The sequence below is a fragment of the Dactylosporangium sp. NPDC049742 genome, assembly GCF_040674675.1.
Taxonomy (GTDB): Bacteria; Actinomycetota; Actinomycetes; order Mycobacteriales; family Micromonosporaceae; genus Dactylosporangium; species Dactylosporangium maewongense.
The window spans coordinates 135443-157083 of sequence record NZ_JBFANF010000006.1; the positions used below are offsets into that span (position 1 = coordinate 135443).

The window sequence follows — 21641 nt, forward strand, 5'->3', positions numbered from 1 at the left end:
GACCCGTGCGCAGGAGCGCTGCGGCCGGGGCGGTGTCGCTTTGAAGGGACATCACACGCATGGCGAAGATCCTGAGCTTCTCCGACGATGCGCGGCACCTGCTGGAGCACGGCGTCAACCACCTGGCCGACACGGTCAAGGTCACGCTCGGCCCGCGCGGTCGCAACGTCGTCCTGGACAAGAAGTTCGGTGCCCCGACGATCACCAACGACGGCGTGACGATCGCGAAAGAGATCGAGCTCGCCAACCCCTATGAGAACCTCGGCGCCCAGCTGGTCAAAGAGGTCGCCACCAAGACCAACGACGTCGCCGGCGACGGCACCACCACCGCCACCGTGCTGGCCCAGGCGCTGGTCCGCGAGGGCCTGCGCAACGTGACCGCCGGCACCAACCCGGCGGGCATCAAGCGCGGCATCGACCTGGCGACGGCCGCCGTCGTCAAGGCGCTCAAGGACAAGGCGACCCCGGTCGCCAGCCACACCGAGATCGCCCAGGTCGCCACCATCTCCGCGCAGGATGCCACCATCGGCGACCTGATCGCCTCCGCGATGGAGCGCGTCGGCCGCGACGGCGTCATCACGGTCGAGGAGGGCTCGACCCTCACGACCGAGCTCGAGGTCACCGAGGGCATGCAGTTCGACAAGGGCTACATCTCCCCGCACTTCGTGACCGACGTCGAGTCGCAGGAGGCGGTGCTCGAGGACACCTACGTCCTCGTCACCACCCAGAAGATCGCCGCCATCGAGGAGCTGCTGCCGCTGCTGGAGCAGATCGTCAAGGACAACAAGCCGCTGCTGATCATCGCCGAGGACGTCGAGGGCCAGGCCCTGTCGACCCTCGTGGTCAACGCCATCCGCAAGACCTTCAAGGTCGTCGCGGTCAAGGCGCCCGGCTTCGGTGACCGGCGCAAGGCGATGCTCCAGGACATCTCGATCCTCACCGGCGCCGAGCTCGTCGCCCCCGAGCTGGGCTACAAGCTCGAGTCGGTCGGCACCGAGGTCCTCGGCAAGGCCCGGCGGATCGTCGTGGGCAAGGAGCTCACCACGATCGTCGACGGCGGCGGCGAGCAGAGCGAGGTCTCCGCGCGGGTCGAGCAGCTCCGCAAGGAGATCGAGGCCTCCGACTCCGACTGGGACAAGGAGAAGCTCAACGAGCGGGTCGCCAAGCTCGCCGGTGGGGTCGCGGTCATCAAGGCCGGCGCCGCCACCGAGGTCGAGATGAAGGAGCGCAAGCACCGCATCGAGGACGCGATCTCCGCGACCAAGGCGGCGGTCCAGGAGGGCATCGTCCCCGGCGGCGGCGCCGCCCTGGCCCAGGTGCTCCCGGTCCTCGACGGCGACCTCGGCCTGACCGGCGAGGAGAAGGTCGGCGTCTCGATCGTGCGCAAGGCGCTCGTCGAGCCGCTGCGCTGGATCGCGCAGAACGCGGGCTTCGACGGTTACGTCGTCGTCGGCAAGGTCGCCGCGCTCGACTTCGGTCACGGCCTCGACGCCGCCACCGGCGAATACGTCGACCTGGTCAAGTCCGGCATCGTCGACCCGGTGAAGGTGACCCACAGCGCGGTCTCCAACGCCGCCTCGATCGCGGGCCTGCTGCTCACGACCGAGAGCCTGGTCGTGGACAAGCCGGTCGCCCCCGAGCCCGCCGCCGCCGGTGGCGGTCACGGCCACGGGCACGGCCACGGCCACTCGCACGGCCCGGGCTTCTGAGTTCAGAGCGTCGGAAGAAGGGCCCGGTCCGGTGACCGGGCCCTTCTTCCTTATGGATCGATTACCGCCCTTGGTGGGCGGTGGTGCGCGGCGCAGACTGGAGCCGTGCTCAGCAAACGGAACGGCGCGCTCGCCGGCATGGCCGCCGCGGGGGTGGCGCTCGGCGTCGCCGAGGTCGTCTCGATCCTGACCGGCGCGACCACCTCCCCGCTCGTGTCCGTCGGCGGGGTCGTGATCGACGCGGTGCCCGCACCCGTGAAGGACTTCGCGGTCGCGGTCTTCTACACCTACGACAAGATCGCGCTGCAGGCCGGGACGCTGCTGATCCTCGCCGTCTTCGCGGCGGTCGTCGGGATCCTGGCGCTGCGCCGGATGTTGTACGGGTATGCCGGGATCGCCCTGTTCGCCGTGATCGGCGTCCTGGCGGCGATGACCCGCCACGACGCGCCCTGGTACGCGTTCGCGCCGACGGTGGCCGGGGCGCTCGCCGGCGCGGGCGTGCTGCGGTGGCTGCTGGTGCGGCCGCCGATCGAGTCGTACGAGCAGCGCCGCTTCTTCCTGCGCGCCGCCGGCGGCACGCTCGCCGCCGCGTTCGTCGCCGGCTTCACCGCCCGCTGGTGGGCGACCCGCCGCGACGTCGAGGCCGACCGCGCGGCCGTGCGCGTCCCGGTCGTGCCCGACACCGCCACGCCGCTGCCGGCGGAGGCCGACGCGAACCTGCCGGACCTGGCCCCGTTCGTGACGCCGAACAAGGACTTCTACCTCATCGACACCACCCTCGTCGTGCCGCAGGTGTCGCCGGCGGACTGGACGCTGCGCATCCACGGCCGGGTCGAGAAGCCGCTCACCCTCACCTTCGACGAGCTGCTCAAGCGGCCGATGATCGAGCGGTACGTGACGCTCGCCTGCGTCTCCAACGACGTCGGCGGCGGCCTGATCGGCAACGCGAAATGGCAGGGCGTCCGGATCGCCGACCTCCTCGACGAGGTCCGGCCGAAGGCCGGCGCCGACCAGGTGGTCAGCAGGTCCGTCGACGGATGGACCGCCGGCACCCCGACCGCGCTGCTGCGCGACGGGCGGGACGCGATGCTCGCGATCGCGATGAACGGCGAACCGCTCCCGATCGAGCACGGATTTCCCGTTCGAATGGTGGTGCCCGGCCTGTACGGATATGTATCGGCCACGAAGTGGCTGGCCGAACTGGAGCTGACGTCGTTCGCCGACTTCGACGCGTACTGGATCAATCGCGGCTGGGCCCGGGAGGGACCGATCAAGACGCAGTCGCGGATCGACACGCCCCGCGACGGCGGCCGGCCCGGCGCCGGCCAGGTCGTCATCGCCGGGGTCGCCTGGGCCCAGCACCGCGGCATCTCCAAGGTCGAGGTCCGCGTCGACGACGGCCCCTGGCAGCAGGCGAAGCTCGCCGCCGTGCCGTCGATCGACACCTGGCGGCAGTGGACGCTGCCGTGGACCGCGACGCCCGGCAAGCACCGGCTGACCGTCCGCGCCACCGACAACGGCGGCGACACCCAGACAGACGCCGTGGCGCCGCCGGACCCCGACGGCGCCACCGGATGGCACTCGGTGCAGGTCGAGGTGCGCTGACCCGCACATGTTCGCCGGCTGCGCCGGCGGCTCGTACTTGGTGACCCGCTCCCCGCAGTTACCGGGCGGCGGGGCGGGCGCGGTCGGTGCCGGCGCGGCGCCGCTGGGCCGGCACGCTGGGCGCCGGGTGGGTGCGGATCGTGCGCAGCTGGATGGGCGGCGGCGAAGGACGCAGCCCGAGCTTCGCCTCCAGGCGTGACACGTCGACCTTCTCCTGGCCCCGCACGGCGCAGTCCTCCCAGCCGACGGCCAGCAGCCGCAGGCGCTCGCCCTCGCTGAAGCCGCCCCACACGCCGTACGGCTCGCGGGTCGCCAGGGCCTGCGCGGCACACTGCGCCCGGACCGGACACGCCCGGCACACGTTCTTCGCCGCCGCCTCACGCCGGCCGCGCGACGCGCCACGCTCGCCGTCCGGGTGGAAGAACTGCGCGCTGTCCCGCCCGCGACACAGGCCGAGTCGCTGCCAGTCCCACATGTCCGCGATCGGGCCGGGCAGTCGAGTCACATTCGTCATTCGCCCCTCCTTCCTAGCTTGCGGGCCGGAATTCGCGAGTGGCACAGACCCTGTACAACGCGCGAGACCGCCGCAGGTAACGGGATGTCGTCGGTCAATTTCTCGTAGGCCAATCGCGGCGAAACCACGTCTAGATCTCGCCATTTCGTGTTTCTCTCTTTGAGAGAGAGGAGCACGACGGTGCGTACGATTTTGGTGTGTGTGCGAACACAGGTCGCGGCACAGACGGTCGCCGCAGCCGCGGCCAGGCTCGGAGTGGCACACGCGGTGCGGACCGCCGTCACGATGGTCGAGGCTTTGGCCCGCCTGAGTGAGCAGCCCGCGGACCTGGTGCTGGCCGACCCGACCCTCGCCCGGCCCGACAGCGCGGAGTTCTCCCGCCGCGTCCTGGCGGTGTCGCCGGGCTCGACGGTGGTCTTCTTCGGCACGGAGGAGCCCCGCGCGGCGGCGGCGGCGATCGCGGCCGGCGCCAGGGCGGTCATCCGGGTCGACACGGCGGACCCGGTCACGACGCTCGCGAAGGCGGTGCTGCTGGTGCTGAGCCAGGTCGGCCGCGGCAGCAACGGCGAGCCGGTCCTGCCCGCGCGGGTCGGCACGCCGGCCCAGACGCCCGGCGGGATGCTTCCGGCGGGCCGGGGGCTGCCCGGGGCGGCGAGGACGGCGGTCGGGGTGCCCAACGCGCGGATCGTGGGCGCCGGCGTGCCGCAGCAGCGCGGCGACATGCCCGGCGAGCCGCCGCGGCGGCGCGTCGAGCTCACCGAGCGCGAGCTGCAGGTGCTGCGCGGCATGGCGGACGGCAAGAGCAACGCCGAGATCGGCCGGGAGCTCTTCGTCTCCGAGGACACGGTCAAGACGCACGCTCGCCGGCTGTTCCGGAAACTGGGTGCACGCGACCGGGCACACGCCGTAGCGGCGGCCTTCCGTGCCGGGTTGGTGAGCTAGCGTCGCGTGCCATGCCGCGTCGGTACCCCGCGCGCGGCAAACCTAAACGAAGGTGCCCGCGGACTCAGCCTTCGTTGTCGTCCGTGGCACTCGCGAGTGCGTCATGGACTCCGTCAGCGTAACCCCGCGCGTACTCCCATGTGACGTAATGGTCCGGGTCCGGGTCGAAAGCGGGCTCGTGCACCCGTGGCCGGCCCGACGTGAGCAGGTGCTTCAGGTTTCCCCGCAGCAGGTCCCAGTCGAAGTAATGCGGCTCGTGGCAGTCCTCACACTCGATGACGAGCCCACGGACACCGATCGCCGTGAGCAGCGCCTGGTAGATCTCGAGGTCGGCAAGGTCCTCGAGAACGTCCTGGCGCTCGGCGGCGGTCAACGGGTCGTCGGCACCGCTGTCGTCGAGCTCGGCCGAAGGATCGGCCGGGTCACCGGCGAACGGGTCGATGGGCTCTTCGTGCACGCCTCAACGGTAGCCCTAATACCGGCATGTGTGGGGCTCGGTGTGCGGAGCGGTAGTAAGCCAGGGCACGTCCGGCTATGGCGGAGGGGGTGCGCCGTCGGGGCGGAAGTACGATGAGACGCACCCGCCGGAGACCGAGAGCTGGGATGCGCTTCATGGATTTCTCGCCGCGACCTGACGTGCTGTCACGCCCTTCCGGCAGCTCCGAGCTGCCTTTGGGCCTGACGTTCGACGACGTGCTGCTGCTGCCGGGCGAGTCCGACGTCGTGCCGAGCGCCGTCGACACGTCGAGCCACGTCACCCGCAACATCACCCTGCGCATCCCGCTGGTCTCCAGCGCGATGGACACGGTGACCGAGGCCCGGATGGCGATCGCCATGGCGCGCCAGGGCGGCATCGGCACGCTGCACCGCAACCTGTCGATCGACGACCAGGCACAGCAGGTCGACCTGGTGAAGCGGTCCGAGGCCGGGATGGTCACCAACCCGGTGACCTGCTCGCCCGACGACACCCTCGGTGAGGTCGACAAGCTCTGCGGGCGGTACCGGATCTCCGGCGTCCCGGTCGTCGACGGCGCCGGCCAGCTCGTCGGCATCGTCACCAACCGGGACATGCGCTTCGTCTCCGACCCGGCCACGCCCGTCCGCGAGATCATGACCGTCGCCCCGCTCTACACGGCTCCCGTCGGGGTCAGCAAGGACGAGGCGCTCGCGCTGCTGCGCAAGCACAAGGTCGAGAAGCTGCCCATCGTCGACAGCTCCGGCAAGCTCCGCGGCCTGATCACGGTCAAGGACTTCTCCAAGAGCGAGAAGTTCCCGCACGCCACGAAGGACGACGCCGGCCGGCTCCGCGTCGCCGCCGCCGTCGGGGTCGGCGACGACTCCTACAAGCGGGCCCGCACCCTCATCGACGCCGGCCTCGACATCGTCATGGTCGACACCGCGCACGGGCACAACCGGCAGGTCGTCGAGATGGTCGCCCGGCTGAAGAAGGAGACCGCCGTCGACGTCGTCGGCGGCAACGTCGCCACGTATGCCGGCGCGAAGGCCCTCGCCGAGGCGGGCGCCGACGCGGTCAAGGTGGGCGTCGGCCCCGGCTCCATCTGCACCACCCGCGTCGTCGCGGGCGTCGGCGTGCCGCAGATCACCGCGATCATGGAGGCCGCCCGGGCCTGCGCGCCGCTCGGCGTGCCGGTCATCGGCGACGGTGGCATGCAGTATTCCGGCGACATCGCCAAGGCGATCGTGGCCGGCGCCAGCACCGTCATGCTCGGCAGCCTCCTCGCCGGCTGCGAGGAGAGCCCCGGCGACCTGATCTTCATCAACGGCAAGCAGTTCAAGTCCTACCGGGGCATGGGCTCGCTCGGCGCGATGCAGTCCCGCGGCCAGGCCCGGTCCTACTCCAAGGACCGTTACTTCCAGGACGACGTCCTGTCCGACGACAAGCTCGTCCCCGAGGGCATCGAGGGCCAGGTACCCTACCGCGGCCCCCTCGCCGCGGTCGCCCACCAGCTCGTCGGCGGGCTGCGCTCCGGCATGGGCTTCGTCGGCGCCGCCACCGTCCCCGACATGCACGAGCGGGGCCAGCTCATCCGGATCACCGCGGCCGGGCTCAAGGAGAGCCACCCGCACGACATCCAGATGACCGTCGAGGCACCCAACTACCACTCGCGGTAGACACCCCTAGCAGGGCTTAACAATGGCAGGAGCGGCAAATGCGTGACGTGGTCGAGATCGGGCTGAGCAAGAGTGCCCGGCGTGGCTACCACCTGGACGACATCGCGATCGTCCCGACACGGCGCACCCGTGACGTCGACGACGTGTCGACCAACTGGCAGCTCGACGCGTACCCGTTCAAGATCCCGTGCGTGGCGCACCCCTCCGACGCCATCATGAGCCCGGCGACCGCCGTCGAGCTCGGCCGCCTCGGCGGGCTCGGCGTGCTCAACGTCGAGGGCCTCTGGACCCGCTACAGCGACCCGAGCAAGATCCTGGAGGAGCTGTCCGGGCTGGACGAGGACTCCCGGGCCACCAGGCGCCTCCAGGAGGTGTACGCGGAGCCCATCAAGCCCGAGCTCATCGGCGAGCGGGTCAAGGAGATCCGCGACGGCGGCGTCACGGTCGCCGTCCGCGTGTCCCCGCAGCACACCCTCGCCCTGGCGCCCGTCATCCTCGACGCCGGCGTCGACCTGCTGGTCATCCAGGGCACCCTCGTCTCCGCCGAGCACGTGTCGACGACCGACGAGCCGCTGAACCTCAAGGAGTTCATCGCCGACCTGGACCTGCCGGTCATCGTCGGCGGCTGCACCAACTACCAGACCGCGCTGCACCTCATGCGCACCGGCGCGGCCGGCGTGATCGTCGGCATCGGCGCCGACGAGTGGTCGACGACCGACCGGGTCCTCGGCATCCGCGTCCCGATGGCCACCGCCATCGCCGACGCCGCCGACGCCCGCCGCGACTACCTCGACGAGACCGGCGGCCGGTATGTCCACATCATCGCCGACGGCAACCTGCAGACGTCCGGGGACATCGCCAAGGCCCTCGGCTGCGGCGCCGACGCGGTCATGGTCGGCGAGCCCCTGTCGCGCAGTGGGTCCGCCCCGGCCGGCGGCGCCTGGTGGCACTCCGCCGCCAGCCACCCGAAGCTGCCCCGCGGCTCGTTCGGCTCTGCGGAGGAGTCCCTCGGCGACCTCGAGAAGGTCCTGTACGGCCCATCCGAGGACCCCGACGGCGTCCTCAACCTGTTCGGCGGCCTCCGGCGCGCGATGGCCAAGTGCGGCTACCGCGACCTGAAGGAGTTCCAGAAGGTCGGCCTGGTCCTCGACCGCTGACCGGCGCACGACGCCTGACGGCCCGGCCCCCGCCTGGGGGTCCGGGCCGTTTCGCATTCCCCCGGGAGCGCCCGGCTCCCACGACCCGGAAGAGGCCGAACGAGGTCTTCCGGATCACGCGGGAAGGGTCAGCGGGGGAAGGAGTCAGCGGGGGAGGGCCTGCTGGAGCTCGGCCCGCAGCGCCGGGGTGAGCATCTCGCCGGCCTGCTTGGCCAGGCGGGCCATCTCGTACCCGACGACGCCGATGTCCGCCTCGCGGCCGGCGAGCACGGCCAGGATCGAGCCGTCGCGGATCGTCATGACCAGGAAGAAGCCCTGGCCCATCTCGACCACGGTCTGCTTGACCTCGTCGCCGTCGAAGATGCGGGCGGCGCCGCTGGTGACGCTCACCAGACCCGACGTGACGGCGGCCAGCTGGTCCGCGCTGTCGCGCGGCAGATGGTCCGACACGGCGACCAGCAGGCCGTCGGAGGACACCACCACCGCGTGCGCGATGCCCGGCACCCGTTCGGTGAAGGCGTTGATCAACCAGCTCAGGTCCCGTGCTTGTTGGCTCAGGGTCACGCCGTGCTCCCTCGATGATCGTTGATCGGCACCGTGGGTACCTCGTCCTCGTTCGCGGCCCGGTGCACGCCACTGTAGAACCGGGTGAGCATGCTGCTGACGCTCGCGGGGTCCGGCTCGGTGTGCGACGAGACCTGGATCGGCTGGGTCACGTCAGGTCTGGTCTCCGCCTGCCCAGTGTCACCCGGCAACTGTGCCAGCGGCACCCGGATCGGCAGGCCGCTGGCGCTCGTGCCCGCGATCACCGGGGCCCGCTGCGCCGGGACCGCCGGGGCCGACGACGCCGGCGCGTCACCCGCGCCGCCCCGCGACCACCAGCGGGTGCCCTTGGCGGGCGGCGCGGTGTTGCCCCGCGCGGCCGCGCCGATGATGTCCTCGGCCCGGCTCGGCCCGCGCCGCTGCGCGCCCGCGGCGGGCCCACCGTTCGCGGTCCGCTGCGCGGGCGGCCCCGAGGCGGGGCCCGCCGGGCCACCGCCGGCCCCCGGCACCCCGGAGACGGGCGCACCAGCGCCCGCAACAAGGCCAGCACCAGGCCCAGCGCCGTTGCCGGCCACGGGCACCCGCGGCCCCGGCACCTGCGGCCCGGGGCCACCGGAGACAGGGCCGGCCGGACCGCCCGGGGCGGGAAACCCGGCGACAGGCACGCCGGGGCTCTGAAGTCCGAAGCTCGACGCCGGGATCCCCGACGCCGGCACGCCGGAGACCGACGCACCCGACACTGGCATGCTCGAGACCGGCACCCCCGACACGGGCGCCGCACGCAGCGGCATGCCGGACACCGGCATGCCGGAGACCGGTACACCGGACACGGGCGCGCCGGAGATGGGCACCCCGGACACGGGCGCCCCCGAAACCGACGCCGGCACCGGCTCGGCACCCGCGGCGGCGGAAGCATCGGCGGAAGCCGCGCCCGCGGCGGCGGAGGCGGCGACCGGCCAGGTCGGCAGGGCGACCGGCCCCGCCGGCAGCGGCGGCGCCGCGACGGCCGGCACGTCCCCTTCGGCGGGCGACCCGGCGGCGCCGGCCCCGCTCGGCCGCCCCGGCAGCGCCGGCAGCACGGCCGTCGGCGCGTCCTCGGCGGAGACCATCGCGGGCACGGGCCGCGCCTCTTCGGCGGCGATCGGCAGCCGCGACATGCCGGCGATGCGGTTGCCGCTGCCGTGGTACAGCCCGGCGCCCTCCGGCGGAGCGGCCAGAAGGCGGGCGGGCAGGGTCACGTAGGCGGTGACACCCTCGTCGGAGGCGTCGAGCCGGACCTGGACGCCGTGCCGCGCGGCCAGGTGGCCGACGACGACGAGACCCATCCGCTCGGACGCGGCCACGTCGATGGCGATCGGCGCCGACACGCGGTCGTTGGCCTCGACGAGCCCGGACTCGGTCATGCCGAGCCCGCGGTCCTCGATGACGATCGTGGCCTCGCGGGTCTGCTTCGAGGGCCAGCCGGACACGGTGACGACGGTGTCGGGCGGCGAGAACGTGGTCGCGTTCTCGAGCAGCTCGGCGAGCAGGTGGACGATGTCGGAGACGGCGTGCCCGACGACGAAGATGTCGGTGGCGACGTCGTGCCGGATTCGCGCGTACTGCTCGATCTCCGCCATCGCCGCGAGCGCCACCGCGGAGAGGGACACGGGCTGCGCCCAGCGCCGGGTGGCCTCGCTGCCGGCGAGGACGAGGAGGTTCTCGTCGTTGCGGCGCATGCGGGTGGCGAGGTGGTCCAGGCGGAAGAGGTTCGCCAGCTGGTCGGGGTCGGTCTCGGCGGACTCCAGCTGGTCGAGCAGCTGCAGCTGGCGCTCGACCAGGGTCTGCGAGCGGCGGGCCAGGTTGACGAACATCGAGTTGACGTTGCGCCGCATGACGGCCTGCTCGACGGCGAGGCTGACGGCGCTGCGGTGCACGGCGGTGAACGCGTCGGCGACCTCACCGATCTCGTCGGTGGAGCGGACCCTGGTGGTGGTGTCGACGGTGACGGTCTCGCCGCGGGGGAGGGTCCGCAGGCGTTGGATGGCCTCGGGGAGGCGGTGCTGCGCCACGTCGAGCGCCTGGGCCCGCAGCTGCCGCAGCGAGCGCGCCATCGACCGGCCGATGAGCCACGACAGCAGCAGCGCGATGAGCATGACCAGGACGATCACGGAGGTGGCGACGATGGCGTCGGTGCGCTGCGAGGCGCTGCGGTTGGCGGCGCCCTCGATCGCGTCCTCGAGCAGCTCCTGCTCGATGGTGCGGATGTAGTCCAGCTCGCTGGTGCTGGCGAGCCACCACTCCTCGGGGGTCACGCCGACGGCGGCGCCCCGGGCGCGGGAGATGACCTGCTGCTGGAGGCGGGCGACCGTGCCGACGGCGGTCTGGCGCAGGTTGCGGTCGTAGAGGGCGAGGTGCCGCGGGCTGGCGGAGTCGCGGAAGCGCTCGGCGGCGGCCACCTGCCGCGCCTGGATCTCGGAGAACGTCTCGAAGTCGTCAGGGGCGAACTTGCCGGCGCTGGCGGCCGCGAAGATCCGCCCGCGCAGCTGGTCCTTGAGCTCCTTGGCCTGGGCGAGGTCCATGAGGGATGCGACCTCGGTGACCGACTGGGAGTCGCCGCCGATGTCGGGGCGGTCGGGGACGAGCCCGAACAGGTGCTGGATGGTGGAGGAGTACTGGTCGAAGACCGCGTCCTGGCGCAGCCACCGCTGCTTGACGCCCTCGCGGACGAGCTGGAGGTCGGCGAAGTCGGCGGCGACCCGGTTCTGCGACTGGTTGAAGATCGGGTTGGCCAGCAGCGGGCGGGCGGCGGCGGAGAAGGCGGCGAGGGCCGCGTCGGTGGCGGCGTAGTTCGCGGCCAGCTCCTGATTGCTCGAAGTCGACCCACTCGGCGCTTGGACGGTGGTCGATTTGGCGAGAACTCCGGCCGTTCGGTCCCTTTCCAGCTGCAGATAGTGGATCAGATTGGTCAACTGGCGGCCGACCTTGACCCCTTGGGCGAACTGGTCGAGCTTGGAGGCGTCCTGGACGGAAGCGTTGATCTGGACGCCGGCGATGACGAGGAAGGCCACGGCGGGCAGCACGAGGACGGCGGCGAGCTTGGTCGGCACGCGCCAGTCGCGGACCCGGAACAGCGACGCGCTGCGCCGCTGCGGCTCCCCTGGCCTGCGGCGCCGGTGGCTGTTCACCTTCATGACGACGGCGGGAGCCCTCGATGAAGGTGGCGAAGCGAAGGTCTGCACCCCTCACACCTTTCGCATGCGTCATCGCGCTGCCTGAGCAGCGTGCGAGCCTTATCAAACCAGGGTTGCGACATCTGTCCAACCACGGCATTGTGGTCCAGGTCACATTACTTGGCATTCGACTTCGGGGTTGAAACGCATCGACCAGACGGGAAGGATACGCACCGTCCGACCAGCCGCGTGTCCCAAGGAGCTTCCTGTCGTGCACACCCTCGGCCGCCGGCCCGCCGTGGCCGCGTTCGCCGTGGTCACCGCGCTGCTCCTGACCGCCTGCACGAGCAAGGGCAACCCCGCGCCGAAGCCGCCGGCGTCGGTCGCGATCGGCCTGCTGGTCTCCACGACCGGGCCCAACGCCGCGATCGGCCAGCAGGCGCAGCTCGGCGCGAAGCTCGCGATCGAGCTGGTCAACAACGACGTCACCGACCTGAAGCTGCCCCTGCCGCTGGCCGTCGGCGCCGGCCTGCGCAACGGCACGAAGCTCACGCTCGTCGTCGGCAACAGCGACAGCGCGCCGGAGAAGGTCGAGAAGGAGGCGTCGCGGCTCGTGCACGACGGCGCCGTCGGGCTCGTCCTGGCCGACACCCTGGACGTCGCCGCACCCGCCGGCCGCGAGACCGACACCATCGGCGTCGCGCTCGTCGACGCGCTGAGCACCGCGGACACGTTCGCCGACCTCAACCGGGCGGCGCACTTCCGTATCCAGCCCAGCGACCGGCAGGCGATCTCGACCGCGCTGGCGCTGCTGTACCGGGAGCGCGACACCGGCGACGAGTTCAAGCGGATCATCACCGCGATGGGCAAGGCCAGCGGCACCGTCGGCGAGGAGCTCGCCAACGTGCGGGCCTCGATCGAGGACCTCAGCCTCGCCGCCGGCTACGAGGTCGGCGGCAGGCAGCAGATCGCCCTGGACTCCGGCGGCGCCGGCGACAGCAGCTTCGTCGAGAAGGGCGACGCCGTCCTCGCCTTCGTGCTCAACGCGCAGGACGCGGCGGCCGCGGTGGAGCTCGCCGGCCGGCTCAAGGGCAAGGCGCCGGTCATCGCGCTCGGCCCCGGCGTCGGGGCGCTCGACGGGGTCAAGGGCAACAACCAGGTGCTGCGGGCCACGGGCTGGTCCGGGGACTTCGCGGGCCGCAACCCCGTCGCGAGGGTCGTCGGCGGCATGTTCGAGCAGGCGTTCCACGCCAAGCTGACCGACGTCGCGGCGGCCGCGTTCACCGCGACGATGCTGCTCGCGCTGGCGATGAACACCGTCACCACCGACCTGAGCCCGCCGACGATCCGCAACGCGGTGCAGCAGTTCTCGCTGCCGGCGACCCAGATCGTCATGCCGTGGAACGGGATCCGGTTCGACGGCGCCGGCTACAACCAGCTCGGCGCCTGCGTCGTCGAGCAGCACGCCCCCAACGGCTACCTGGTGATCCACCCCGTCGAGCTGGCGGCTACCCCGACGCTGAGCCTGTAGCCGCGAGCAGCCGCCGCAGCTCGTCGGGCTTCTGGTACAGCTCGTTCAGGTCGAGCACCTCGCCGCCGGGCGCGACCAGGCGCCGGGCCACCAGGGGGTGCTCCCGCCGCCAGCCCTGCCGCAGCAGCGTGTGCTCGACGAGCACGGACAGCAGCACGACCCCCATCCACGGCGGTGCCGGCTGGTCGTCGGCGGCGGTCTCGCCGCGCCGGGCCCGCTCCACGTCGACCGGCCGGCGCAGCAGCGTGCCGGCGAGCTCGTCACGGTCGTCCGGGTCGCGGCCGAGCACGGCCCGCACCGCCCGCACGTATTCGCGGGCCTGGCGCTCGACCTCCGCGCCGTACACCTCGACCGGCAGCTGCTCGAAGCGCGTCCACTCCCCGTCGCCCTCGATCACCTCGGCGGCGAGCGTGCGCTCCTCCTCGGCGGTCAGGGTTTCCACGTCGACGGCGTCGCCGGCCAGCCCGGGCCGGGGCACCTCGCCGATGGCGCGCAGCTCGGCGGCGAGCCCGGGGTGCCGCAGCGGCACCTCGTCGAGCAGCGCGCCGCCGTCGACCGCCGGCGCGCCCCACCGCGACAGGCGCAGCCGCCAGCCGGCGTGCAGGTCCGAGATCCGCACCGGCACCGGTTCGGCGGCCGGTTCGGCGGCACTGCCAGGGGTGAGCAGGTGGCGGCCCTCGGCCGCGGCGAACGCGGCGAACGCCGCCTCGATCGTCGCGGCCCGCAGCAGCGCCGCGGCCGCGTCCTCGACGCCGGACAGCCCGCCACCGCCCGCGGCGATCGCCGCCGCGTCACGGACCTGCTCCACCGCGACCCGCAGCGGACCCGTCGCGGCGTGCACCTTGGCGTCCGCCGTCGCCAGCAGGCCGCGGACCAGCTCGGGGTGCTTGGTGTCCGGCAGTGCCAGCTCGTGCGCCAGGACGATGCGCAGGTGGTCGGCGGGCAGTCCCCACACCAGGGGCAGCCCGACGCGCAGCACGCCGCCGGTGTACCGGACGGTGCCGGACCCGGCGAGGGTGACCGCGACCGGTGGGGTCGCGTCCGCGTACTTCGCCGCCTCGGTCACGAGCGAGTGCAGGACCGTGTGGCGGGCGGCGGTCACCTTGGCGGTGTCGGGGCCCCAGTGCTCCTTCATGGGCGCCGGGCCGGCCCCGCGCAGCAGCCGGCGGCCACGCCAGGCGGCCAGCCCGCCGGGAAGTCTCGCCATGCGCCTCAGTGTGCCGCACCCCGCCCGGTAGCTGGGGGAGGCGCTCCGGCGGGACTGACGCCGGCCGATACGGAACTGGGTACTTCCCAGTAACTTACTGGTGAGTCACCATGAGGCGTGCGATATGACGTGGTGGTCATCGGTTCGGGCTTCGGCGGCAGCGTGACCGCGCTCCGCCTGGCCGAGAAGGGCTACTCGGTCGCGGTCCTGGAGGCCGGCCGGCGCTTCGCCGACGACGAGTTCCCCAAGACGTCGTGGGACGCCAAGCGCTTCCTGTGGGCACCGGCCCTGCGCTGCTTCGGCGTCCAGCGGCTCAAGCTGCTGCGCAACGTGCTGGTGCTGTCCGGCGCCGGCGTCGGCGGCGGGTCGCTGATCTACGCCAACACCCTCTACCGGCCGCTCGAGCAGTTCTACGACGACCCGCAGTGGCGCGGCATCGCCGACTGGCGCGCCGAGCTCGCACCCTTCTACGACCAGGCCGAGCGCATGCTCGGGGTCAGCGTCTACCACCGCATGACCCGGGCCGACCTGGCGATCAAGGCCGTCGCCGAGCGGATGGGCGTCGGCGACACCTTCCACCAGACCCCCGTCGGGGTGTATTTCGGCAAGTCGGGCGTCGACCCGTACTTCGGCGGGGCCGGACCGCTGCGTCACGGCTGCGAGCACTGTGGCTCGTGCATGACCGGCTGCCGGGTCGGCGCGAAGAACACCCTGGTGAAGAACTATCTGCACCTGGCTGAGCGGCTCGGCGCCGAGGTCCACCAGTTGACGACGGTGGCGTCGGTACGACCTGAGGACGGCGGCTATCGCATCGACACCCGCGGGACCGGGCGGCGGCGGGACCGCCGGGCGTTCCACGCGGCGCAGGTCGTGTTCGCCGCCGGCGCCCTCGGCACCCAGGAGCTGCTGCTGCGGATGCGCGCCGACGGGCAGCTGCCGGGGCTGTCGGCGAGGGTCGGCACGCTCACCCGCACCAACTCCGAGTCCATCCTCGGCGCCCGCTCGCTGCGCAAGGACGTCGACTTCACCGACGGCGTGGCGATCACCAGCTCGTTCCACCCCGACGCGCACACGCACATCGAGCCCGTCCGGTACGGCCCCGGCTCCAACGCCATGGGGCTGCTGCAGACCGTCCTCACCGACGGCGGGCCGTTGCGGCCGCTGCGCTGGTTCGGGGCGTTCTTCCGGCACCCGATCCGGCACACCCGGGTGCTCTCCGTGCGGCGCTGGTCGCACAAGACGGTGATCGCCCTGGTCATGCAGTCGCTGGACAACTCGCTCAACGTCCGGCTCCGCCGCGGCTGGACCGGCCGGCGCAAGCTCACCACGTCGCAGGGGCACGGCGAGCCCAACCCGGCCTGGATCCCGGCCGGCAACCACGCTGTCCGGCTGCTGGCCGAGGAGATCGGCGGCATGCCCGGCGGCAGCTGGACCGAGGTCTTCAACATCCCGGTCACCGCGCACATCCTCGGCGGCGCGCCGATCGGCGACTCGCCGGAGCACGGCGTCGTGGACGCCTACCACCGGGTCTACGGCCACCCCGGCCTGCACGTGGTCGACGGCGCCGCGGTCAGCGCCAACCTGGGCGTCAACCCGTCCCTGACGATCACCGCCCAGGCGGAGCGGGCCATGTCCATGTGGCCCAACCGCGGCGAGGAGGACCCCCGGCCGCCGCTGGGCGAGACCTACGTCCCGGTGCCGGCCGTCCCGCCGGCCAACCCCGCCGTCCCGGCCGGCGCGCCGGCGGCGTTGCGCGTCACCGCCGTGCCGGCGCCGCGACGGCGACAGGAGCACCATTCGTGACCGAAGTGCGCGGCACCGCGGTACCGACGCCGCAACGGCCACGGGAGCGCCGTTCGTGATCGAAGTGCGCGGCACCGCGGTACCGACGCGGCAAAGGCTGAAAAGAGCGGCAGTGAGGCGCAGGTCACCCCGGGGCGCCGACTAGGCTCGACGCATGACCACGCCGCCGCCGGTTCTCGTCGTCGACTTCGGTGCCCAATACGCGCAGCTGATCGCCCGCAGGGTGCGCGAGGCGCACGTGTATTCCGAGATCGTCCCGCACTCGATGCCGGTCGCGGACATGCTCGCCAAGGGCCCCGCCGCGATCATCCTGTCCGGCGGCCCCTCCTCGGTCTACGAGGAGGGCGCCCCGCAGGTCGACGCCGCCCTGTTCGACGCCGGCGTGCCGGTCTTCGGCATCTGCTACGGCTTCCAGGCGATGGCGGTCGCGCTGCGCGGCGAGGCGAGCCACACGGGGCTGCGCGAGTTCGGCGGCACCCCGCTGAGCATCGCCGGGGGCGGCGGCGTGCTGCTGCGCGGCCTGCCCGACGACCAGTCGGTGTGGATGAGCCACGGCGACTGCGTCACCACCGCCCCGGCCGGCTTCACGGTCACCGCGGGGTCGCCGGCCGCGCCGGTCGCCGCGTTCGAGGACGTGTCGCGGCGGCTCGCCGGCGTGCAGTTCCACCCGGAGGTCGCGCACACCCCGCACGGCCAGGAGGTGCTGCGCCGGTTCCTGTACGACGTCGCCGGCATCGAGCCCACCTGGACGTCCAACAACATCATCGAGGAGCAGGTCGAGGCGATCCGCGCCCGCGTCGGCAGCAAGCGCGTGCTGTGCGCGCTGTCCGGCGGCGTCGACTCCGCCGTCGCCGCGGCCCTCGTGCACAAGGCCGTCGGCGACCAGCTGACCTGCGTCTTCGTCGACCACGGCCTGCTGCGCGCCGGCGAGGCCGAGCAGGTCGAGAAGGACTACGTCGCCGCCACCGGCATCAACCTGAAGGTCGTCGACGCCTCCGCGCGCTTCCTCGGTGCCCTCGCCGGCGTGACCGACCCGGAGCAGAAGCGCAAGATCGTCGGCCGGGAGTTCATCCGGGTCTTCGAGCAGGCCGCCCGCGACCTGGACGCGGAGGAGCACGTCGAGTTCCTCGTCCAGGGCACCCTCTACCCCGACGTGGTCGAGTCCGGCGGCGGCACCGGCACCGCCAACATCAAGTCGCACCACAACGTCGGCGGCCTCCCCGACGACCTGCAGTTCGCGCTGGTCGAGCCGCTGCGGACGCTCTTCAAGGACGAGGTGCGCGCGATCGGCGCCGCGCTCGGCCTGCCCGAGGAGATCGTCATGCGGCACCCGTTCCCCGGGCCGGGCCTGTCGATCCGGATCATCGGCGCCGTCGACGAGGAGCGGCTCGCCATCCTGCGCGCCGCCGACCTGATCGCCCGCGAGGAGCTCACCGCCGCCGGCCTGGACCGGTCGGTCTGGCAGTTCCCGGTCGTGCTGCTCGCCGACGTCCGCAGCGTCGGCGTCCAGGGCGACGGCCGCACCTACGGTCACCCGATCGTGTTGCGCCCCGTCTCCAGCGACGACGCCATGACCGCCGACTGGTCCCGGCTGCCGCACGAGCTGATCGCGAAGATCTCCACCCGGATCACCAACGAGGTCCGCGAGGTCAACCGCGTGGTCGTGGACGTGACGTCCAAGCCGCCGGGCACCATCGAGTGGGAGTGAGTGTTTCTTCATTCACCCATTGGTCTGAGCGTCGCTCTTGCGACTGGCCTGAAATGCCGGACAATTTATCGACGTGACTCCTGCGTTACAGCCGCTGCGGCGCATCGCGGCCTACTGCGTCATTGCCGACTCCGACGAGTTCCTACTGGTCCGGGCGTCGGCGAAGGCCGGCACGCCCGGAGTCTGGTCGCTGCCCGGCGGCGCCGTCGACCACGGTGAGCAGCCGGTCGACACCGTCGTGCGGGAGACCGCCGCGGAGACGGGCCTGTCCGTGGCCGTCGCCCGGCTGCGCGACGTCCTCGCCGACATGCGGGCGCTGCCCGACCGTGGCCTGACGATCCACACCGACCGGCTCATCTACGAGGTCACCGTGCGCGGCGGCGCGCTGCGCGACCGCGTCGGCCAGCCCACCGACCTGGCCCGCTGGGTCACCCGCGAGGAGGCCGAGCAGCTGCCGCTGCGCCGCTTCACCGCCGACGCGCTCGGCCTGCGCGAGGCCGCGGTCGACCTGCGCCCCGACGGCGTGCCCGAGGTGCCGTCCTTCTACGCCGTGCCCGGCCCCGACGGCCTGCACCGCGCCCAGCGCTTCGCCGCCTACGCCGTCTGCACCGACCGGCGCAACCGGGTCCTGCTGACCCGCATCTCCGACGGGTACCCGGGCGGCGGCTCCTGGCACCTCCCCGGCGGCGGGACCGACTTCGGCGAGCAGCCCGGCGTGGCGCTCATCCGCGAGCTGGCCGAGGAGACCGGGCAGGAGGGCCACATCGTCGAGCTGCTCGGGGTGGCGTCGCACCGGGACGCGGCCCAGCTCGGCCCCGAGGGGTACCCGATCGACTGGCACGGCGTCCGCGCGTTCTACCGCGTCCAGGTGCCGCGCTCCAGCCGTCCCGTGATCCACGACGTCGGCGGCTCGACCGCCGAGGCCCGCTGGTTCGACCCCGAGGACCTCGACGAGCTGCAGCTGACGGAGGTCACCGAGGAGGCGCTGCGCGGGGCGGGCCTGCGCTAGCTCTGCTTTTGCTCGTCGTTGCTCTGCTTTGCTCTTTTTGGTTGCCTTGCCCCGCTTCGCTTGCTTTTGTTAGCGCTGCCCGGGCCCGCTTCGCGGCGGGCGCGTTCTACGCTTGGCGCCATGTGCGCAGCCCGGGTGATCACCGTCTACGGCCGCCGACCCGGAGGGACCGACGACGTCGGCGGACCGGTCCGGCACGGCGAGAGCCCCGCGACCGCGATGGTCCGGCACTTCGTCGAGCAGGCGGACCTGTCCGTCGTGGTGCTCTCGGTGCTCGACGTGCACGCCGTCATCACGCCCGACCTGCACGAGGACCGGGTGGTCTTCGAGGTCGCCCCGGCCCCCGGCGCGGCCGTCGGCGACTTCACCGAGCGGCCCGACCCCAACGGGCTGCCGACCGGGCAGCGCTTCGCCGCGTACGGCTTCGTCGCCGACCCCGACGGCCGGGTGCTGCTCACCCAGATCGCCCCCGGCTACCCCGGCGCCGGCAAGTGGCACCTGCCGGGCGGCGGTACCGACCCCGGCGAGCAGCCCGGCGAGGCGCTGCTGCGCGAGCTCGTCGAGGAGACCGCCCAGCACGGGGAGATCACCGAGCTGCTCGGGGTCACCCACCGGCGCAACCCGGGCGCGATCGGCCCCGAGGGTTACCCGATCAACTGGCACGCCGTACGGGCCCTCTACCGCGTCCTGGTGCCCGCGCCGACCGCACCCAGAGTGACCGAGGCCGCCGGCGGATCGACCGCGGCCGCGGCCTGGTTCGACCGCGCCGAGCTGCCCGGCCTCTCACTCACGGAGGTGGTCCAGTGGGCCGCCTCACTCCCACGGCGGGACAGTGATCGTGGTCGTTAAGATAAATTACAGGTGAATTTTGGACTACGCTGAGTAGTCCGGCATCAGCACCCGACGAGCATGTTTCTAGGCTGGTTCCTATCTGAGCCATCGCCAAGCGCGACACGATATGCGATGGTGTAGATCGCGAGGCAGTCTCGCGAAGACGGACACAGTGGGGCAAAGGGCCCCGGAATGCGACCGTGGGAACCCCGTTCCTGCATGGAGGATCAGTGCCGAGAGCACCTTGGCAGCGACGACGCACCACGGACAGTCCTCGCCCCGGTGGCAGCAGACAGTGGGCGGGCCGGCTGCGACGCAGCGGTTCGCTCGCCCGCCAGGTGCTCTTCGCCGGGCGGGTCGGTCGTCGCGGTGACGGCAACGTCGCCGGCGCGACCTCGCTGCTCATGCCGCCGCCCGCCGAGACCGAAACCCGCGAGGGCAGGGTCCGGCTCCCGCGCCTGCGTATGCGCCGCCGTGACGGACTGTCACGAGACGTGGTGTCTGTCGCGCCGGTCAGCCCCGCCGTCCCGTCGGTCTCCCTGGGCGCCGAAGAGGCCTCGAGCTTCAGCATCCCGCTGCTGCCGGGCGAGCGCACCGTCGGCCGGCGCATCCGCTTCGCCCTGGCCAACGCCTGCACCATCAGCAGCCTCCTGCTGGGCCTGTGCGCGATCTTCGTCGCCGTGAACCACGGCGACGTCCGCATCGCCGCCACCCTGCTGATCGCCTGCGTCGTCTTCGACGGCCTGGACGGCTTCCTGGCCCGCCGCCTCGGCGTCGCCAGCCCGTTCGGCGCGCAGATGGACTCCCTCGCCGACATGTGCTCCTTCGGCCTGGCCGCGCCCGTCGTCGTCTACGCCTGGCTGAGCGACTCGGCCCCGGCCGCGGCCCTCATGCCCGCCTGCGCCCTCGTGGCCGCCTGCGCCGCGATCCGCCTGGCCCGCTTCAACGTCTCCCCGAAGGACGGCCGCTTCTTCTGCGGCGTGCCGACCACCATGTGCGCGGCGGTGCTCGCCCTCGCCACGCTGATCGCCCCGGAGATGCCCCCGGCGCTCCGCGTGGCCGGCGTCGCGCTGCTCGGCCTGGCGATGGTGTCCAGCTTCCCGTACGCGAAGCTCGCCCGCCTGGCGAAGCTCCCGCCGTGGCTCTTCGCCCTGCCGGTGGTCGGTGCCCTGGTGGACTTCCGCCTGACGTTCGTCGCCGTGGTTCTGGCGTACCTGGTGAGCGGCCCGATCCTCTGGCTCCGCCAGCGTCGCCACGCCGCCGCCTGACCTTCCCGCACCTCGCAGCGCCCCGCCTCCGGCTCCCCGGACGCGGGGCGCTTCGCTTTCCCCTTGCCCTAATGCTGCGGCCGCCCCGCCCCGGACGGATTTGAGGGTGGACGATGCGGCACCTATGACGCAAAGGCCGCGAAGCCGGGCATTGACCAACGTCTGCCCGGGGGAGTGCGGAGCGCTGGGCGCAGGTCTGCCGGAAGGTAGGCGAGCGCGTGGCCGCCGCCGGACGCGGGGAGCTGATCGCAAGGTCTGCCGGAGGTGGGTGAGCGCGTGGCCGCCGCCGGACGCGGGGAGCTGATCGCAAGGTCTGCCGGAGGTGGGTGAACGCTTGGCCGCCGCCGTGCGCAGGGCGCTTCGCTGCCCCTCGACTCAAGCGCTGCGCGGATAGATGTTGCGCGATCCACCCACGTTTAGAGATCAACTTTGGGGGATCGCGCAGCCCCGATGGCGCACAGGCTGCAAACCCGGGCATTGGCCAATGCCTGTCGGGGTGGTGTGGAGTGCTGGGTGCAGGTCTGCCGGG

At 72.5% G+C, this 21641-nt stretch carries 15 protein-coding genes and 1 pseudogene; 11 read left to right on the forward strand and 5 right to left on the reverse strand.

Going from position 1 to position 21641, the window contains the following annotated elements; all coding sequences use genetic code 11:
• Positions 1 to 59 precede the first annotated feature (59 nt).
• Both groL and AB0J72_RS10890 read left to right on the forward strand, forming a co-directional pair.
• Entirely contained in the window at positions 60 to 1709 is a 1650-nt protein-coding gene (gene groL, locus AB0J72_RS10885) for a chaperonin GroEL (RefSeq protein WP_363397382.1), read from the forward strand.
• A gap of 138 nt (positions 1710 to 1847) precedes the next feature.
• Positions 1848 to 3314 carry a molybdopterin-dependent oxidoreductase gene (locus AB0J72_RS10890; RefSeq protein ID WP_363397610.1) on the forward strand — a complete coding sequence of 489 codons (1467 nt, stop codon included), beginning with the start codon at positions 1848 to 1850 and terminating at the stop codon, positions 3312 to 3314.
• A 175-nt stretch (positions 3315 to 3489) separates the two neighbouring features.
• Here the strand turns inward: AB0J72_RS10890 and AB0J72_RS10895 are convergent.
• Positions 3490 to 3828, reverse strand: a pseudogene (locus AB0J72_RS10895) (WhiB family transcriptional regulator); the annotation flags it as partial.
• A 180-nt stretch (positions 3829 to 4008) separates the two neighbouring features.
• Here AB0J72_RS10895 and AB0J72_RS10900 point away from each other — a divergent pair.
• On the forward strand, positions 4009 to 4770 hold the full coding sequence (locus tag AB0J72_RS10900; RefSeq protein WP_344501790.1) for a LuxR C-terminal-related transcriptional regulator: 762 nt from the start codon (positions 4009 to 4011) through the stop codon (positions 4768 to 4770).
• A 64-nt stretch (positions 4771 to 4834) separates the two neighbouring features.
• Here the strand turns inward: AB0J72_RS10900 and AB0J72_RS10905 are convergent, their stop codons facing one another.
• Entirely contained in the window at positions 4835 to 5227 is a 393-nt protein-coding gene (locus tag AB0J72_RS10905; protein WP_327008183.1) for a DUF5319 domain-containing protein, read from the reverse strand.
• A 155-nt stretch (positions 5228 to 5382) separates the two neighbouring features.
• On the opposite strand from AB0J72_RS10905, the gene guaB reads away from it, so the two are divergent.
• Together guaB and AB0J72_RS10915 are read left to right on the forward strand one after the other, a co-directional pair.
• Complete coding sequence (gene guaB / locus AB0J72_RS10910; protein ID WP_363397386.1) at positions 5383 to 6903, forward strand: IMP dehydrogenase; 1521 nt, start codon at positions 5383 to 5385, stop codon at positions 6901 to 6903.
• Positions 6904 to 6941: 38 nt separating this feature from the next.
• Positions 6942 to 8060 (forward strand): GuaB3 family IMP dehydrogenase-related protein, encoded by a 1119-nt coding sequence (locus AB0J72_RS10915; protein ID WP_363397389.1) that lies wholly within the window; start codon positions 6942 to 6944, stop codon positions 8058 to 8060.
• A gap of 144 nt (positions 8061 to 8204) precedes the next feature.
• On the opposite strand, the gene AB0J72_RS10920 is transcribed toward AB0J72_RS10915, so the two are convergent.
• Together AB0J72_RS10920 and AB0J72_RS10925 are read right to left on the reverse strand one after the other, a co-directional pair.
• Positions 8205 to 8618, reverse strand: coding sequence for a roadblock/LC7 domain-containing protein (locus AB0J72_RS10920; RefSeq protein ID WP_344501915.1), 414 nt, complete (start codon positions 8616 to 8618; stop codon positions 8205 to 8207).
• Positions 8619 to 8620: 2 nt separating this feature from the next.
• Positions 8621 to 11824, reverse strand: coding sequence for a nitrate- and nitrite sensing domain-containing protein (locus AB0J72_RS10925; protein ID WP_363397391.1), 3204 nt, complete (start codon positions 11822 to 11824; stop codon positions 8621 to 8623).
• Between the two features lie 202 nt (positions 11825 to 12026).
• Between AB0J72_RS10925 and AB0J72_RS10930 the strand changes: the two genes are divergently transcribed.
• Positions 12027 to 13286 carry an ABC transporter substrate-binding protein gene (locus AB0J72_RS10930; protein ID WP_363397394.1) on the forward strand — a complete coding sequence of 420 codons (1260 nt, stop codon included), beginning with the start codon at positions 12027 to 12029 and terminating at the stop codon, positions 13284 to 13286.
• Here the strand turns inward: AB0J72_RS10930 and AB0J72_RS10935 are convergent.
• Positions 13264 to 14493: a hypothetical protein gene (locus AB0J72_RS10935; protein ID WP_363397397.1), complete on the reverse strand. Its 1230-nt coding sequence runs from the start codon at positions 14491 to 14493 to the stop codon at positions 13264 to 13266. The two genes, AB0J72_RS10930 and AB0J72_RS10935, sit on opposite strands and share 23 nt — an antisense overlap.
• A gap of 117 nt (positions 14494 to 14610) precedes the next feature.
• Between AB0J72_RS10935 and AB0J72_RS10940 the strand changes: the two genes are divergently transcribed.
• The 5 genes from AB0J72_RS10940 to AB0J72_RS10960 all read left to right on the forward strand — a co-directional run bounded on the left by AB0J72_RS10940 (position 14611) and on the right by AB0J72_RS10960 (position 21112).
• Positions 14611 to 16296: a GMC family oxidoreductase gene (locus AB0J72_RS10940; protein ID WP_363397400.1), complete on the forward strand. Its 1686-nt coding sequence runs from the start codon at positions 14611 to 14613 to the stop codon at positions 16294 to 16296.
• A 154-nt stretch (positions 16297 to 16450) separates the two neighbouring features.
• Entirely contained in the window at positions 16451 to 18004 is a 1554-nt protein-coding gene (guaA, locus tag AB0J72_RS10945) for a glutamine-hydrolyzing GMP synthase (protein WP_363397403.1), read from the forward strand.
• Between the two features lie 73 nt (positions 18005 to 18077).
• Positions 18078 to 19013: an NUDIX domain-containing protein gene (locus AB0J72_RS10950; protein ID WP_363397406.1), complete on the forward strand. Its 936-nt coding sequence runs from the start codon at positions 18078 to 18080 to the stop codon at positions 19011 to 19013.
• A 120-nt stretch (positions 19014 to 19133) separates the two neighbouring features.
• The gene (locus tag AB0J72_RS10955) at positions 19134 to 19862 is read left to right on the forward strand and encodes an NUDIX domain-containing protein (protein WP_363397409.1); all 729 of its coding nucleotides are present in this window, start codon (positions 19134 to 19136) and stop codon (positions 19860 to 19862) included.
• 290 nt (positions 19863 to 20152) lie between these two features.
• The gene (locus tag AB0J72_RS10960; protein WP_363397612.1) at positions 20153 to 21112 is read left to right on the forward strand and encodes a CDP-alcohol phosphatidyltransferase family protein; all 960 of its coding nucleotides are present in this window, start codon (positions 20153 to 20155) and stop codon (positions 21110 to 21112) included.
• Positions 21113 to 21641: the final 529 nt, after the last annotated feature.